We start from the raw sequence: 14,082 nt of genomic DNA on the forward strand, positions 1-14,082 counted from the left end.
TGCGGCCCGGGCGCCCCGACGCGCCTCCCCCTAGGCTTCCCAGGACGGCGGCGGAGGGGGAGCGGATGCGGTACCGAGCGCGCGACGGCGCCCTGCTCCACGTCGACGAGCACGGAGCCGGTCAGGGGCGGCCCCTGGTGGTCGTCCCCGGCGAGCCGGAGCGCCACCCCTCCTACCTCGGCTCGTTCGCCTCGATCGCCTGCACGCGCCGCGTCCTCGTGCTGCACCCGCGCGGAGTGGGCGGCTCCGCGGAGCTGCCTCCCGCTCCCCCGGCCACGACGGCCGCCGACGTGGAGGACCTGCGCCGTCACCTCGGCGTCGACGAGCTCGATCTCGCCGCGCACGACTCCGGATGCCGCGCCGTCCTGCTCGCCGCCGTGGACGCGCCCGAGCGCATCGCCCACCTGCTCCTGATCGCCCCCGGCACCGCCTGGCTCGGGATCGACGACCGGGCGGCCGGTCACACGACTCCCGCCGGCTCCGACGACACCGCGGCGATCCGCGACGCTCTGCAGCGCCTCGACTGCCCCGCCGTCGTCCTCGGCGGCGAGGACGATCCGGTGACGGGCGTCGCCGCTCTGGAGGCGCTCACCGCGCTCCTGCCGCAGGCGAGCCTGGCCGTCATCGAGTCGAGCGGCCACCACCCGTGGGCGGAGGCGCCGGCCGAGTTCGCGGTCGCGCTGCGCGCCTCGCTCTCGGTGCCGCCGCCCGCTCCTCCGCTCGGCCGCCGGCCTCCCGTCGCCGCGCGCTGAGCCGGGAGCCCGCCGGAGCCGCGCCGTCTATCCTCGACGGGTGCGTCTCGTCATCGCGCGCTGCTCCGTCGACTACACCGGCCGTCTCAGCGCCCACCTCCCGCTCGCCACCCGCCTCCTGCTCGTCAAGGCCGACGGGAGCGTCCTCATCCACTCCGACGGCGGCTCCTACAAGCCGCTGAACTGGATGAGCCCGCCCTGCACGCTGATCACGGGCGAGCCCGACGAGGAGGCGCGCGCCGCGGGAGTGACGCAGCAGTGGACCGTCGCGCACCGCAAGACCGGCGACGCTCTCGTCGTCTCGATCCACGAGGTGCTGCACGATTCGGCGCACGAGCTCGGCGTCGATCCGGGACTCGTGAAGGACGGAGTGGAGTCGCATCTCCAGCGCCTTCTCGCCGAGCAGATCGGCCTCCTCGGAGAGGGGCACACTCTCGTCCGGCGCGAGTACATGACCGCGATCGGCCCGGTCGACATCCTCGCCCGCGATTCCTCGGGAGCCGCCGTCGCCGTCGAGATCAAGCGCCGCGGCGAGATCGACGGAGTGGAGCAGCTCACCCGCTATCTCGAGCTGATGAATCGCGATCCGCACCTCTTCCCGGTGACGGGAGTCTTCGCCGCTCAGGAGATCAAGCCGCAGGCGCGGACTCTCGCCGAGGACCGCGGAATCCGTTGCGTGGTGCTCGACTACGAGGCCATGCGCGGCACCGACGACTCCCACACCCGCCTGTTCTGACAGGCACGGCGACAGGCACGGCGAAGTCGCGGCGACAGGCACGGCGAAGGCCCCCGCGATCGGATCACGGGGGCCTTCCGCTCACCGGGCGCGAGGCCCGGGAATGCGGCGTCTCACCGGGCCGAGAGCCCGGCGGCCGCTACTTGTGGGCGGCCTGGTAGGCGGCCTGGACCTCGGAGGGGATGCGTCCGCGGTCGGAGACGGGGTGGCCGTTGGCGTTCGCCCACTCGCGGATGGCCTTGAGCTGCTTGGGGTCGCTCTTGGAGGCGGTCGCGACGCTCGTGGCGGCCGCGGGGCGCGAGCCGACACGGCGGGCGCTCGAGACGAACTTCTCGAGCGCCGAGTGGAGCTCGGCGATGTTGTCGGGGCCGAGATCGATCTCGTAGTTGGCGCCCTCGATGCTGAAGCGGACGGTACCGCCGTCACCGGAATCGATAAGGGTTCCGTCGATATCGTCGACAAGCGTGATCTTCTGGGCCACTTTTCCTCCTGGAGTTCGCGGGACCGGACTGTCTCGACCCGGACCGGGAGAGACATTACCCCCTTTCACAATCGAGTGCGCCATGAATGGCGCCATTCGTCCCTTTCTCGCGCCATGTCGAGGGGAATGTTCAGGATAAGCGGAGGCAATCACGGCTGAATCGAGCTGTTCGCCACCAGCCGTCGAATAGAGGACACGGTGTCCGCAGACGGCCGTAACGATTCCGGACACCGATCGCGCGCATTCCCGGGAACCGGTCCCGGCGATTCCGATCACGCCCCGGTCTTCGTTAGCGTGGAGCCATGGCACGACGAGGCGGACCCCCTGCACGCCCGGCGCGACCCGGTCCGTACCGCAATGCGGAGGCTCGGGAAGCACTGGAGGCGCTCGTCGCCGCTCCCACCGCCGAGGCCGTCGACCGGCTGCTCGAGGCCTGCCTCGACGGCTCCCTCGTGGTCGACGTCACGGGCTCCCAGCCCGGAGGCGTGCCGCACGTCCGCACCGTCGCGACGACCACCGGGGAGCAGGTCCTGCCGCTGTTCACCTCCACGGACGAGGTGCGCACCGCGGTCCCCCGGCAGCAGCATCCGCGGGTGCAGATGCTGGTCCTCCCCGGACGCGAGGCCTTCGCGCTGATCCGCACCGCCGACTTCGTCGCCGTGCAGCTCGACCCCGGCTCGATCGCCCAGGTCGTCACCCGTTCGTTCGTCGAACGGGCTCTGGACGCCGAACGGCCGTAGAGTGTGGCCCCCGGCGGGGCAGCGCCGGCGTCACCCCGTCCTCCGAGGTCAGGAGCCCGCCATGTCCGACACGACCCTCGCCGCCACCGGCCTCGACGCGCGAGCCGGCACCTGGTCCTGCATCCTGTTCGACCTCGACGGCACGATCACCGACTCGGCCCCCGGCATCACCGGCACCCTCGTCGAGACCTTCGTCGAGCTGGGCCGCCCCGTGCCCGCTCCGGCCGAGCTGCTGGCCTACGTCGGCCCTCCGCTGCTCGAGGCGTTCCGCGAGCTCGGCGGGATGACCGTCGAGGAGGCGCAGGCCGCGCTCGTGGTCTACCGCCGCCGCTACAACGCGGGCGGGCTGTTCGACTCCTCGGTCTACCCGGGGCTGCCCGAGGTGCTCGCGCGCATCGCCGAGGCCGGCGTGCCGCTCTCGCTCGCGACCTCCAAGCCGGAGTCGGCGGCCACGCGCATCCTCGAGCACTACGGACTGGCGCAGTACTTCACGGTGATCTGCGGCGCCTCCGAGGACGAGGTCCGCAGCGCCAAGGCCGACGTCGTGGAGGAGGCGCTGCGCCGGCTCCGCGAGCTCGGCGTCGACCTCTCGGCGCCGGTGATGGTGGGCGACCGCGAGCACGACGTGCAGGGCGCCGCCGCCCACGGCGTGCCGACGATCATGGTCGAGTGGGGCTACGGATCGCCGCTCGAGGCGGTCGGGACGATCGCGCTGGTGTCCGGCGCCGAGGAGCTCGCGGACCTCCTGCTCCCGTGACCTGCGTACGATGAGGGCATGACTGGTCTGGGCGTCGTCCTCTCGTTCGTGCTGTTCCTCGGCGGGATCCTCGTTCTCGGCAACTCGTTCCTGCTGCCCGACATCGCCGGATTCCTCTTCGTCGGCGGCATCCTGATGATCTCGGGATCGCTCGCCGTCGCGTTCCACGTCCTGCCGAAGTCGCAGTAGCCGGGTCGCTCCGGGCGGCCGCCTCCGCGGCTCGCCGCTCCGCTCAGCCCAGCGTGCTCGCGTCGAGGTTGATGACTGCATTGATGTAGACCGCCTCGCCGGCTCCGGCGATCGTCGGGTTCATCCGGAGCAGCTGCTGCACCGGGATCCCGAAGCGCTGCGCGATGTCGAAGAACGTGTCGCCCTGCACCACGGTGTAGCTCACGATGTCCCCCTCCCCGTCGCGGGTCGGCTCGCCGTTCGCCCCGGGAACCGCGCCGTTGTCGACCGCGAAGGCGGTCTCGGGGATGTCCGGTGTCGCGTTCGGCGTGAAGGTGACCGTCGCCTCGGGGACCGGCGCGAAGACCGTGGCCGTCGCCTGCGGGAGCGCCGCCGTGACGGTCGGGTCCGGTACCGGAGTCGGCGTCGCCGTGGCGAACACGGTGACCGTCACCGTCGGAGCCGGAGCGGGCGCCGAGCACCCCGCGAGCGCGAGCACACCGGCCAGTGCCGTTGCTCCGATGACCGTCCTGCGCATGTCCCCCGCCCTCCGCACGCCCCGCGGCGCCCGCTCCACCCTAGGAGACGGGGCGGCCGGGGGCACGTGCGCTGTCGCAGGAGGCCGGTGCTGCTGATCCACCGTCGTGCAGGGAGCTCCGCGGTCGCCGGGGCCGGGTCGGCCTCACCGGGACCGGGTCAGGACGGGGGCTCGGTGAGCAGGCGCAGCCCGCCGCCGCTGTTCGCCGCGTCCATCAGGAGCTCGACCCAGGTCGGGTTGATCGTCGGCTGCCGGCTCCCCGCGAAGTGGAACTGCAGGGCGATGTTCGGGTTCATCCAGAAGGAGTGGCGGCCCCGCGCGCCCTCGGGCATCGAGTCGAGGGTGAGGCTGAAGCGCTCGTCGCGGCGGAACTTCGCGTAGATCACGATCTGGAGGTGGGCCAGGGTCCGGTCCTCGATCTCGATGACGGCGGGAGGAGTGCCGTAGAGGAATTGACCCATGCCGCCAGACTATAGGCCCCTCGGCTTATTACTAGTCCGTCTAGCTATTTGGCTGCGGAGGGTTCCGCGTCGTCCGCTTCGTCCGTATCGTGCCCGTCGCCGTGCTCCGAGTCGATCTCGTCGACGGCCGCGCTCATCCGGCGGAGGAAGTTGACGACGACCTCGGCCTCGGGTGCGTCCAGGTCCTCGGCGATCTCGAGCATCCGGCGGTGCATCTCCTGGAGCGTGGCGCGCACCTCGTCGTCGCTGTCGACGGTCGCCTCCACGACGATCCCGCGCCGGTCGGTCGGGTTGGGCTTGCGCACGAGGTGGCCGCTGCGGACCAGGCGGTCGATGAGGACCGTGGTCGACGCGGACGAGATGGAGAGGTGCGAGGCCAGGTCCTTGCCGGTCACCAGCTCGCCCTTGCGCTGCTGGCGGAGCAGGTACTGGATGGCGATCAGGTCCGTCTCGCCCATCGCCATCCGCTCGCGCGTGCGGCGGCGCATCGAGACCTCGGAGACGCGGTACGTGCGCATGGCGCTCAGCACCTCGACAGCGCGGCGGGTGGACGACTCGTCCGGGTACCAGTACCCGGCGCCGCTCCGCAGGCTCGTGTCGCTCATCCGAACATCCTAGACCGGCTGATCACCAGGCCGTCTAGCGAGTCGCCCGCGCCTACGCTGGACCGGTGACCGCCACCCTCGTCGCCAAGGGCCTCTCCGGAGGCTATGCGCACCGCACCCTGTTCGACGGACTCGACCTGACGGTCGCCCCCGGGGACGTGGTGGGCGTCGTCGGGGCGAACGGAGCCGGCAAGTCGACGCTCCTGCGCATCCTCGCGGGCGAGACGGCTCCGCTCGAGGGCTCCGTCGTGCTCTCGCCGGGCGACGCCTTCGTCGGCTGGCTGCCGCAGGAGCACGAGCGCCGCGAGGGCGAGACCGTCGCCGGCTACATCGCGCGCCGCACCGGCTGCGCCGAGGCCTCCGCCGAGCTCGACGCCGCCGCCGCCGCCCTGGCCGACCCCGATCCCGACGGCTCGATCGCGGACCGGTACGCCCTCGCTCTCGACCGCTGGCTCGCGAGCGGCGCGGCCGACCTCGACGAGCGCACCCCGGTCGTCCTGGCCGACCTGGGCCTGTCGCTCGGCGCCGCGGCCGCCTCCTCGACGATGACCTCCCTCTCCGGCGGGCAGGCGGCGCGGGTCGGCCTCGCGGCACTGCTGCTCTCGCGCTTCGACGTGGTGCTGCTCGACGAGCCGACCAACGACCTCGACCTCGACGGCCTGGAGCGCCTGGAGGCCTTCGTCCGCGGGCTCCGCGGCGGCGCGGTCCTCGTGAGCCACGATCGCGAGTTCCTCGCCCGCAGCGTCACCCGCGTGCTCGAGCTCGATCTCGCGCAGGGCACCAACCGGGTCTACGGAGGCGGCTACGACGCGTTCCTGGAGGAGCGCGAGACCGCGCGCCGCCAGCGCCGCGAGAAGTACGAGGACTTCGCCGAGCAGAAGGCCGACCTGGTCTCCCGCGCCCGCACCCAGCGGGAGTGGTCGAGCCAGGGCGTGCGCAACGCGATGAAGAAGGCCCCCGACAACGACAAGATCCGCCGCAAGGCCTCGGCGGAGTCGAGCGAGAAGCAGGCGCAGAAGGTGCGCCAGATGGAGAGCCGGATCGCGCGGCTCGAGGAGGTCGAGGAGCCGCGCAAGGAGTGGCAGCTCGCCTTCACGATCGGCAGCGCCCCGCGCTCGAGCTCGGTCGTCTCGACGCTGAACGGCGCGGTCGCCCGCCGCGGCGCCTTCACGCTCGGGCCGGTGTCGCTCCAGGTCGACGCGGGCGACCGGATCGGCATCACCGGGCCCAACGGCGCCGGCAAGTCGACGCTGCTGTCGCTCCTCCTCGGCCGCGCCGAGCCGGAGGAGGGCGGCGCCTCCCTCGGAGCGAGCGTGGCGATCGGCGAGATCGATCAGGCCCGCGAGATGCTCGCCGCTGAGGTGCCGCTCGCGGACGCGTTCGAGGCGCTGGTGCCCGAGTGGCCGACCGCCGAGGTCCGCACCCTGCTGGCGAAATTCGGGCTGAAGGCCGACCACGTCGGCCGCCGCGTCGGCGAGCTCTCGCCGGGCGAGCGGACGCGGGCCGCCCTGGCGCTCCTCCAGGCCCGCGGCACGAACCTCCTGGTGCTCGACGAGCCGACCAACCACCTCGACCTCGTCGCCATCGAGCAGCTGGAGGAGGCGCTCGAGGCGTACGAGGGCACGCTGCTGCTGGTCACCCACGACCGGCGGATGCTCGAGACGGTGCAGCTGACGCGGCACTGGCACGTCGAGGCGGGCGTCGTCACGGAGGCGTGACGCCCGCCGCCGCGTCAGTCCCCGGAGGCCCGCGCCGCCTCGTCCTCGCGCCAGCCGGCCTCCTTCTGCACGTACTCGTTGTCGGCGAACTCCGCGAAGTCGCTCTCGTCGGTGATCCGGCGCACCTCGAGGCGGTTGCCGGGCACCAGCGGGCAGCGCAGCGCCCACTCGCGGGCCTGCTCCTTCGAGTCGACCCCGATGATCCAGAAGCCGTTGAAGAGCGACTCGGTCGGGCCGTAGGCGCCGTCGACGACGGTCGGCGGCTCGGAGGAGAAGTCGACCACGAAGCCGGAGGAGGCGATGTCGTCGGCCAGGCCGTCGCCCGAGAGCAGCACGCCCGCCTCGATCATCGCCTCGTTGTACTGCCCCATCCGGGTGATGATCTCGTCGAACGGGATCGAGGCGTATGCCTCCTTCGCCGCATCGGTCGCGCGCATGATCAGCATGTACTTCATCGGGTCTCCCTGGGGTCGGTGCGCGGGGGCGCAGGGCCTACTCTGGCCCATCCGGGGTGCCGGCGGAACGGTGGGTCCCGAGCGTCTGCGCCACGGGGGCGAGCGCGGAGCGACGGACCTTGCCCGCGTCGCTCCGAACGGGCTCGTGCACGATCCGGAGGGCCCGGAGGCGCCGCTCAGCGCCCAGCTCGGCGTTCGCCCGAGCGAGCAGACCGGCCGGGTCCACGCCCGCGTCGCCCACGTCGACGACCGCCTCCACCGCCTGCCCCAGCTCCGTGTCCGGCACGCCGAAGGCGACCGCCCCGCGGACTCCGGGCAGGGCCTCCAGCACCCGCTCGACCTCGGCCGGCCAGACGCTCGCTCCGCCCCGGAGGATCAGATCGTCGGCGCGGTCGACCACCCAGAGCCACCCGTCCCCGTCGACGCGGCCGACGTCGCCGAGGGTGTCCCAGCCCTCCTCCGTCCGCCGCGAGCCCGCGCCGAGGTAGCGGTAGGCGGGGGCCTCGCCGCGGTGCAGCCAGATGCGGCCGAGCTCGCCGGTCGGAGCCTCCGTGCCGTCCTCCCGCAGGATGCGCAGGGTCGTCCCGCTGATCGGCCGTCCGACACTGCCCGGGTGCTCCAGCCACTCCCGGCCCGTGATCATCGTCAGTCCGTTCGACTCGCTGCCCGCATAGACCTCGACCACCCGCTCCGGGCCGAGCCAGCCGATCAGCGCCCGCTTGTCGGCGGGCGCGCAGGGCGCTCCGAGGTGCAGCACCGTCGCGAGCGAGGACACGTCCGCCCCCGACCGCTCGGGCGCAGCCAGCAGGCGGCGGATCGTGGTCGGGACGAGCAGGGTCCAGGTGACGCGGTGCTCCTCGATCGCCGCGAGGACCCGGGCGGCGTCGAACCGCGGCAGCAGCACCAGGCGCTGCCCGGTCATCAGCCCGCGGAAGGCGTAGGTGAAGGTCGCCGAGTGCATCAGCGGGCCGCTCACCAGCTGCACGCCCTCGCGCGGCAGGAACGGCGCGACCGGCGCGTCCGGATCCAGCAGCGCCGGGCCCGCGGCCAGCACCACCTTCGGCCGCCCCGTGCTGCCGGAGGAGGTGGGCGCCTTCCAGGACGAGGCCCACCGGTCCTCGAGCGAGCCGGCCGGCACCTCCGGCCCGGGCCGCCAGTCGCCCGCGCGCCACGGGACAGCGGAGGAGGAGGGCGCGCCGATGACGAGCGCCGGCCGCGCGATCCGCTCCACCTCGGCGCGCTCCGCCGCCGACAGCCCGGTCGAGACCGGCTGCGGCACGGCGCCCGCCTTCCAGACCGCCGCGCAGACGACGAGCGCGTCCAGCGCGTTCGAGAGCGAGACGGTGACGAGGTCGTCGGTCCGGACGCCGAGATCACGGTAGGCGCGGGCGAGGCGGGTGCTCTCGCGGTCGAGCTCCCCCGCCGTCAGCGCGCCCTCGTCGGCCACGGCGACGATCCGGTCGGGATCGGCGTCGGCGAGACCGGTGACGATGCGCGAGATCGACCGGCGGGTCACCGGCGGCGCCCGATCGTGTCCAGGCGGCAGGACGGAGTCATCCGGGCACGCCTGCTCGCGCGGATCCCGGCCCGTCCGGAGGAGTTCCTCCTGAGCTCTGAACCGAGCCGTCGAGCACCCGCTCGTAGAACCGCAGATGCGCGGCCGCGACGTCGTCCCAGGAGTGCGAGGCGGCCAGGGCCCGGCCGTCCGGCGAGGGCAGCGTCAGGGCCTCCTCCAGCGCGTCGGCGAAGGAGGCGGGGTCCCGCCCGTAGCGAACCGCGTCCCCGAACACCTCGTGGATCACCGGCAGCTCCCGCGCCACGACCGGCACCCCCGCGGCGAGCGCCTCCATCGCCGCCAGCCCGAACCCCTCCTTCACCGAGACGAAGCCCAGCGCGGAGGCGCCGGCGACGAGCGGAGCGAGCCTCTCCTCCGGAACGGTGCCGAGGATCACCGGAGCGATCCCGAGCTCGGCCGCCCTCCGGTCGAAGGCGGCCCGGTACTCGCGGTAGTCGAACAGGGTCTCGCCGCCGCCGAACACCAGCGCGACGTCGTGGCCGCGCTCGCGCAGCAGAGCCCACGCCTCGAGCAGCTCGATGCTGCCCTTCCGCGGCTCGATGCCGCCGAGGGCGAGGAGGTACGGGCCGAGCTCGGCCCGCCACCCCCCGGTCAGCGGATCGTCGACGGCGGCCGCGAACCGCGCCGCGTCGACACCGTTCGGGATCACGTCGGGCAGCAGCCCCCAGCCGGCGCGCACCTCCTCGGCGACCGCAGCGGACACGCACAGCCGGGTCAGGGGGAGCCGGACGGCGCGGTCGTGGCAGGCGCGCAGCTCCGGGGTGGTGAAGTCGTCCAGGTGGTGGATCGTGCGGATCGGCGCGAGTCCGGCGGCGAGCGCCGCGTTGGCCGAGATGCAATCCTGCGCGTGGACGACCGGGGCGTCCTCGCCCCGCAGGGCCTCGGCCATCGCGGCGATGGACCGGACGATGCGGGCGCCGACCGGCTCGCCCTCGCGGTGCGGAAAGGGCACCACCCGCACGGTCACGCACGGATCGACGGGGCGGAAGAAGGAGTCGTCGCCGCCCCGGGCGAGCGTGCGCACCGTGACGTCGTGTCCGGCGCGCGCGAGCGCCTCGGCGAGGGCGAGGGTGTGCACCACCCCGCCGCGCGGCCGGGTGGAGTAGGTCAGCAGGCAGATCCGCATCTCAGCTCCGGTAGGCGTGCTCCGCGCGGTCGCGGAGGTGGTGCATCGTGCGGCGGGCGCGGGCGACGGAGCCGGCGACGTCAGCGGAGGCGAGCGCGAGCCCGCCCTTCGCCCAGGTCTTCGCGATGATCTCTCCCGCCGGATCCACGACCTTCGCCTGCCCGAGGAACCGCAGGCCGCCGAGCACGCCGGTCTGGTTCGAGGAGACGAGGTAGACCTGGTTCTCGGCGGCGCGGGCGCAGTCGTAGAGATCGAACAGGTGGGCCTGGCGGTCGTTGCGGATCCGATCGGAGCGGTCGGTCACGCTCGCGGGCCACGCGCTGAGGCAGGCCAGCACCTCCGCGCCGTCGAGGGCCAGCGAGCGCGAGGACTCCGGGAAGGTCTTGTCGAAGTCGATCAGCATCCCCATCCTCCCGATCGGCGAGTCGAAGGCGGCGAAGCCGCGACCCGGCAGGTACGCCTCGGACTCGCCCAGCGGCAGGTGGACCTTGCGGTGCGTGCCGATCAAGCGCCCGCCGTGCACGCAGACCGCGGTGTCGTAGCGGACCTCGCGACCGCCCTCGAGCGCGCGCTCCGCGATCCCGAAGCACACGGTGAGATCGCCCGCCAGCTCGGCCACGCGGGCGACCTCCGGCCCATCGAGCTCGAGGCTCGGCGGCAGGTCCGGCCCGGGGTGCTGGAGGTCGAGCAGGTAGCCGCCGAGGGTCGCGTCCGGGAGCACGAGCAGGTCGACCGAGCGCTCGCGGGCGTGAGCGATGATGCCGGCGAGCTTGGCGAGGGTGCGGTCGATGTCGCGACCGAAGTGCGCTGCGACCGCACCCATCACCGTCTCCGTCATGCGAGGAGGCTATCCGGCGAGATCCGGCTCGCGCTCCCGAGCGAAGCGCCCCGCCTCGCGCACTCGCCGGACCTCCTCCGCCAGGTGCCCCGCATCGCGGGCGATCGCCTCGAAGCGGCCGGACCCCCAGGTGTGCAGCCACGGCAGCCCGAGGAACGACAGGCCCGGCACGCTCGTCACTCCGCGCTGGTGGGTGGGATGGCCGGCGCCGTCGAACACGCCGATCTCGACCCAGCGATAGTCGGAGCGGAACCCGACCGCCCAGACGACGCTGCCGATGCGCGCGAGGTCGAGCCCGGTCGCCTCGGACTCCGGCCGCCAGACCGGACGGCAGCGGTCCTCCTCGGGAGCGTCGATGCCGTGCGCCGCGATGTAGCGGTCGATGTCGTCCTTGATCGACTCCGCGACCGAGTCCGCGTAGTCGAGCGACGCCTCCGCCGTGGGGGCGAAGCGCAGCCGGGACCCCTCCACCCCGGCCAGTCGGCCGTAGAGGTGCATCCCGTCGCGGGCGAAGGCGCGCAGGTCGATGTCCCGCCCGCCCCCGCGCCCCGTCACGTAGTGGTTGGTCGACTCCCGCTTGGTGAGCCCGCCGACCTGCGCGTGGACGGGCACGTCGTACACGCCCATGTCCTGGAGCCAGGCGACGCAGTCGCGGCCCCGGTAGAAGCGCGCCACCCGCGGCGCGCTGCCGAGGGCGAGGTGGACCTCGCGCCCGGCGAGGAAGAGGTCCTCGGCGATCTGCGCGCCCGACTGCCCGGAGCCGACGACGAGCACGCCGCCGGGCGGGAGCGCCTCCGGCGAGCGGTAGTCGGCGGAGTGGAGCTGCAGCACGTCCGACGGCAGCCGCGCGGCGACGGCGGGGAGGACCGGGCGGTGGTAGCCGCCGGTCGCCACGACGACCTGGTCGGCCGTGATCGCGCCCGCGCTCGTGATCAGCTCGAACCCTCCCCCGGCGCGCTCGCGGAGCCGGCTCACCTCCACGCCCTCGACCACGGGGGCGTCGAAGCTCTGCGCGTAGCGGCGCACCCACGCGTGCACCTCGTCGCGCGTCATGAATCCGTCCGGGTCCGGCCCGTCGTAAGGGTACCCGGGGAGGCGGCACTGCCAGTTCGGCGTGACGAGGGTGAAGGCGTCCCAGCGGCGGTCGATCCAGTCGTGGCCGATGGTCGCGCGCTCGAGCACGACGTGCTCGATGCCGTCGTCGACCAGGTGCCGGCTGATCGAGAGCCCGGCCTGCCCGCCTCCGACCACCGCGACCTCGACGTGGCGCCCGGGCTCGATAGCGGCGCTCACGGCCGCACCCGCTGCCCGGCCGGAGCGGGCGGCTCCATCGCGAGCACCCTGACCGTGCCGCCCTCGAAGCGCTGCGCCGTGCGGAGGATGTCGGACTCCTGCTGCATCGCGGAGGTGCAGGCGAACCCGAACCGCTCCCGCACCCGGTCCGACGCGATGCGCAGCGCCTCACTCGAACGGGCGACGAAGTCCTCGAGCGAATAGGCGGTCCCGGTCCCGAGGAACTCGTGCACGACCAGGCTCGGCGAGTAGCAGCGCTCCTCCGAGCCGTCCGGCCAGCGGACGTGGAAGGTCATCTCAGGCATGGACGAGTCCTCCGTTCCAGACCCGGTCGATGTCGTAGGCGCCGGGCCGCCGGTCGCGCAGGTGGAACATCCCGCCGCGCATCGCCTCGAAGGCGCCGCACACGTCGATGTCGGCGACGGCCATGCCTGCTCCGAGCAGCGTCGTCGCGAGCACGTTGCCGCCGGGATCGACGACCTTCGCGTTCCCGACGTAGCGGAGCGAGCCGAAGGTCCCCGACTGGTTCGAGGCGAGCCAGAACACCTGGTTGTCGAGGGCGCGGGCGATGTCGAACTGATTGAACCGGTACGTCCAGCGGTCCTCCTGCAGGTTCTCGGCCGTCGCCGTCCGAGCGGCCGGCCACGCCGAGAGCGAGGCGATGATCTCGGCGCCGTCCAGCGCCATCGACCGCGCCGCCTCGGGGAACGCCTTGTCGTAGCAGATCTGCAGGCCCACCCGGCCGACCGGCGTCTCGAAGGTGCCGTAGCCCGGGCCCGGCGAGTACGAGAGGTGCTCGCCCAGCGGCTGGTGCACCTTCCGGTAGCTGCCGTAGACCTGCCCGCCGTCCAGGAGCGCGGCCGCGTTGTAGCGGGTCTCGCCGTCGTCGTCGAGCTCGCAGAAGCCGATCGCCACCACCAGGTCGCCGACGATCTCCTGCACCCGCCGCAGCTCCGGCCCGTCCAGGCGCACCGCCGGCGGGAGGGAGCGGCGGGTGGTGGCGACCGTGTCGCCGTGGTTGCCGAGCGAGGAGAGGTAGCCGCCGATCGCGGCCTCGGGGAGCACCAGGAAGCGCACTCCCCTCTCGCGGGCCTCCTCGGCCAGGGAGGCGATGAGCGCGTAGTTCTGATCCAGGTCGCGGGTGAAGTTCGCCGCGACCGATCCGACGAGGGTCATCGCGATCGCCTACAGGTTGTAGGTGGAGTTGATGATCGCGCCCTTGCGGGCGTAGTGGATGAGCGCGTCCTGCACGTCGAGCGGGTGGCAGGGGATGCAGCCCTCGATCAGGTCCTCCTCGCGGAGGCCGTGGAGCGCCATGCCGAACCGGCAGACGAAGACGCGGTTCCCCTCCTGGATGAAGGTCTCGATGGCGTTGTTGAGGTTCTGCTCGCCGGGGAATCCGGAGTCGCCGACCGTCGGGAAGCCGCGGGTGGCCATCGCGTTGATGGTGCCGGGCCCGTAGAAGTAGAGCGCGGACTCGTAGCCCTTCCGCGCCGCGCGGGTGGCCTGGAGCACTGCGACGAAGCTGACCGAGGACTCGTGGGCGATGCCGTGCACGAGGGTCAGGTACGACTCCCCGGGCTCGGCCTGGTAGTCGGGGAAGACCTTGGTGGAGCCGTAGAGGTTGCTGCCCTTCGGGAGCGCCGGGTGGGCGATCTCGGAGCGCGACATCTCGATGTTGGCGCTGACCTGGTCTTCGATCTCCTGGGAGACGGACATGGTTCCTCCTGGTGTCGGTCCGCCGAAGCGGCGTGCGAGTGCATGGCTCCGGCGGGATGCGCTGAGACGACGCGGGACGACGTCCGCCGGGGTGGAGCAGTGGTGCGGAGTGGAACGCG

General features: G+C 72.9%; 18 protein-coding genes. 6 read left to right on the forward strand and 12 right to left on the reverse strand.

All coding sequences use genetic code 11. The features are described from left to right. Nucleotides 1–65: 65 nt before the first annotated feature. Both C5D36_RS01750 and nucS read left to right on the forward strand, forming a co-directional pair. Entirely contained in the window at nucleotides 66–752 is a 687-nt protein-coding gene (locus C5D36_RS01750; RefSeq protein ID WP_104295060.1) for an alpha/beta fold hydrolase, read from the forward strand. Nucleotides 753–792: 40 nt separating this feature from the next. Then, on the forward strand, nucleotides 793–1,488 hold the full coding sequence (nucS, locus tag C5D36_RS01755) for an endonuclease NucS (protein ID WP_104222623.1): 696 nt from the start codon (nucleotides 793–795) through the stop codon (nucleotides 1,486–1,488). Nucleotides 1,489–1,627: 139 nt separating this feature from the next. Here nucS and C5D36_RS01760 read toward each other — a convergent pair whose 3' ends face one another. Continuing rightward, a complete protein-coding gene (locus C5D36_RS01760; RefSeq protein WP_104222624.1) occupies nucleotides 1,628–1,969 on the reverse strand; it encodes an Lsr2 family protein in 342 nt (113 codons plus the stop codon). Nucleotides 1,970–2,271: 302 nt separating this feature from the next. Here C5D36_RS01760 and C5D36_RS01765 point away from each other — a divergent pair, with 302 nt between their 5' ends. The 3 genes from C5D36_RS01765 (at nucleotide 2,272) to C5D36_RS16720 (ending at nucleotide 3,655) form a co-directional block, all read left to right on the forward strand. Then, nucleotides 2,272–2,709 carry an SseB family protein gene (locus C5D36_RS01765; protein WP_104222625.1) on the forward strand — a complete coding sequence of 146 codons (438 nt, stop codon included), beginning with the start codon at nucleotides 2,272–2,274 and terminating at the stop codon, nucleotides 2,707–2,709. Nucleotides 2,710–2,770: 61 nt separating this feature from the next. Further along, a complete protein-coding gene (locus C5D36_RS01770) occupies nucleotides 2,771–3,466 on the forward strand; it encodes an HAD hydrolase-like protein (protein WP_104222626.1) in 696 nt (231 codons plus the stop codon). Nucleotides 3,467–3,484: 18 nt separating this feature from the next. Then, on the forward strand, nucleotides 3,485–3,655 hold the full coding sequence (locus tag C5D36_RS16720; RefSeq protein ID WP_159911733.1) for a hypothetical protein: 171 nt from the start codon (nucleotides 3,485–3,487) through the stop codon (nucleotides 3,653–3,655). A gap of 43 nt (nucleotides 3,656–3,698) precedes the next feature. Here the strand turns inward: C5D36_RS16720 and C5D36_RS01775 are convergent, their stop codons facing one another. The 3 genes from C5D36_RS01775 to C5D36_RS01785 form a co-directional block, all read right to left on the reverse strand. Then, nucleotides 3,699–4,172, reverse strand: a complete 474-nt coding sequence (locus C5D36_RS01775; RefSeq protein ID WP_104222627.1) for a LysM domain-containing protein — start codon at nucleotides 4,170–4,172, stop codon at nucleotides 3,699–3,701. A gap of 158 nt (nucleotides 4,173–4,330) precedes the next feature. Continuing rightward, nucleotides 4,331–4,633, reverse strand: coding sequence for a hypothetical protein (locus tag C5D36_RS01780; protein WP_068250131.1), 303 nt, complete (start codon nucleotides 4,631–4,633; stop codon nucleotides 4,331–4,333). 44 nt (nucleotides 4,634–4,677) lie between these two features. Then, complete coding sequence (locus tag C5D36_RS01785; protein ID WP_104295062.1) at nucleotides 4,678–5,238, reverse strand: MarR family winged helix-turn-helix transcriptional regulator; 561 nt, start codon at nucleotides 5,236–5,238, stop codon at nucleotides 4,678–4,680. Between the two features lie 65 nt (nucleotides 5,239–5,303). Between C5D36_RS01785 and C5D36_RS01790 the strand changes: the two genes are divergently transcribed. Further along, nucleotides 5,304–6,956 (forward strand): ABC-F family ATP-binding cassette domain-containing protein, encoded by a 1,653-nt coding sequence (locus C5D36_RS01790; protein ID WP_104295063.1) that lies wholly within the window; start codon nucleotides 5,304–5,306, stop codon nucleotides 6,954–6,956. Between the two features lie 14 nt (nucleotides 6,957–6,970). On the opposite strand, the gene C5D36_RS01795 is transcribed toward C5D36_RS01790, so the two are convergent. Genes C5D36_RS01795 through C5D36_RS01830 form a run of 8 tightly spaced genes read right to left on the reverse strand, consistent with a single transcriptional unit; the run spans nucleotide 6,971 to nucleotide 13,963 of the window. After that, nucleotides 6,971–7,411: a YciI family protein gene (locus C5D36_RS01795; protein ID WP_104295064.1), complete on the reverse strand. Its 441-nt coding sequence runs from the start codon at nucleotides 7,409–7,411 to the stop codon at nucleotides 6,971–6,973. Between the two features lie 37 nt (nucleotides 7,412–7,448). Then, the gene (locus C5D36_RS01800) at nucleotides 7,449–8,927 is read right to left on the reverse strand and encodes an AMP-binding protein (protein WP_104295065.1); all 1,479 of its coding nucleotides are present in this window, start codon (nucleotides 8,925–8,927) and stop codon (nucleotides 7,449–7,451) included. A 37-nt stretch (nucleotides 8,928–8,964) separates the two neighbouring features. Then, a complete protein-coding gene (locus C5D36_RS01805; RefSeq protein ID WP_104222632.1) occupies nucleotides 8,965–10,113 on the reverse strand; it encodes an MSMEG_0565 family glycosyltransferase in 1,149 nt (382 codons plus the stop codon). A 1-nt stretch (nucleotide 10,114) separates the two neighbouring features. Continuing rightward, nucleotides 10,115–10,951: a carbon-nitrogen hydrolase family protein gene (locus tag C5D36_RS01810; protein WP_104250272.1), complete on the reverse strand. Its 837-nt coding sequence runs from the start codon at nucleotides 10,949–10,951 to the stop codon at nucleotides 10,115–10,117. Nucleotides 10,952–10,960: 9 nt separating this feature from the next. After that, complete coding sequence (locus C5D36_RS01815; RefSeq protein WP_219812201.1) at nucleotides 10,961–12,244, reverse strand: MSMEG_0569 family flavin-dependent oxidoreductase; 1,284 nt, start codon at nucleotides 12,242–12,244, stop codon at nucleotides 10,961–10,963. Continuing rightward, nucleotides 12,241–12,549, reverse strand: a complete 309-nt coding sequence (locus C5D36_RS01820; protein ID WP_104222634.1) for an MSMEG_0570 family nitrogen starvation response protein — start codon at nucleotides 12,547–12,549, stop codon at nucleotides 12,241–12,243. The genes C5D36_RS01815 and C5D36_RS01820 overlap by 4 nt, the downstream gene beginning before the upstream one ends. Further along, nucleotides 12,542–13,420 (reverse strand): carbon-nitrogen hydrolase family protein, encoded by an 879-nt coding sequence (locus C5D36_RS01825; RefSeq protein WP_104295066.1) that lies wholly within the window; start codon nucleotides 13,418–13,420, stop codon nucleotides 12,542–12,544. Before C5D36_RS01825 ends, C5D36_RS01820 begins: the two co-directional genes overlap by 8 nt. 9 nt (nucleotides 13,421–13,429) lie before the next feature. Continuing rightward, a complete protein-coding gene (locus C5D36_RS01830; RefSeq protein ID WP_104222636.1) occupies nucleotides 13,430–13,963 on the reverse strand; it encodes an MSMEG_0572/Sll0783 family nitrogen starvation response protein in 534 nt (177 codons plus the stop codon). Between the last annotated feature and the right edge of the window lie 119 nt (nucleotides 13,964–14,082).

Source organism: Rathayibacter sp. AY1C6, assembly GCF_002931535.1.
In the GTDB taxonomy this organism is placed as follows: Bacteria; Actinomycetota; Actinomycetes; order Actinomycetales; family Microbacteriaceae; genus Rathayibacter.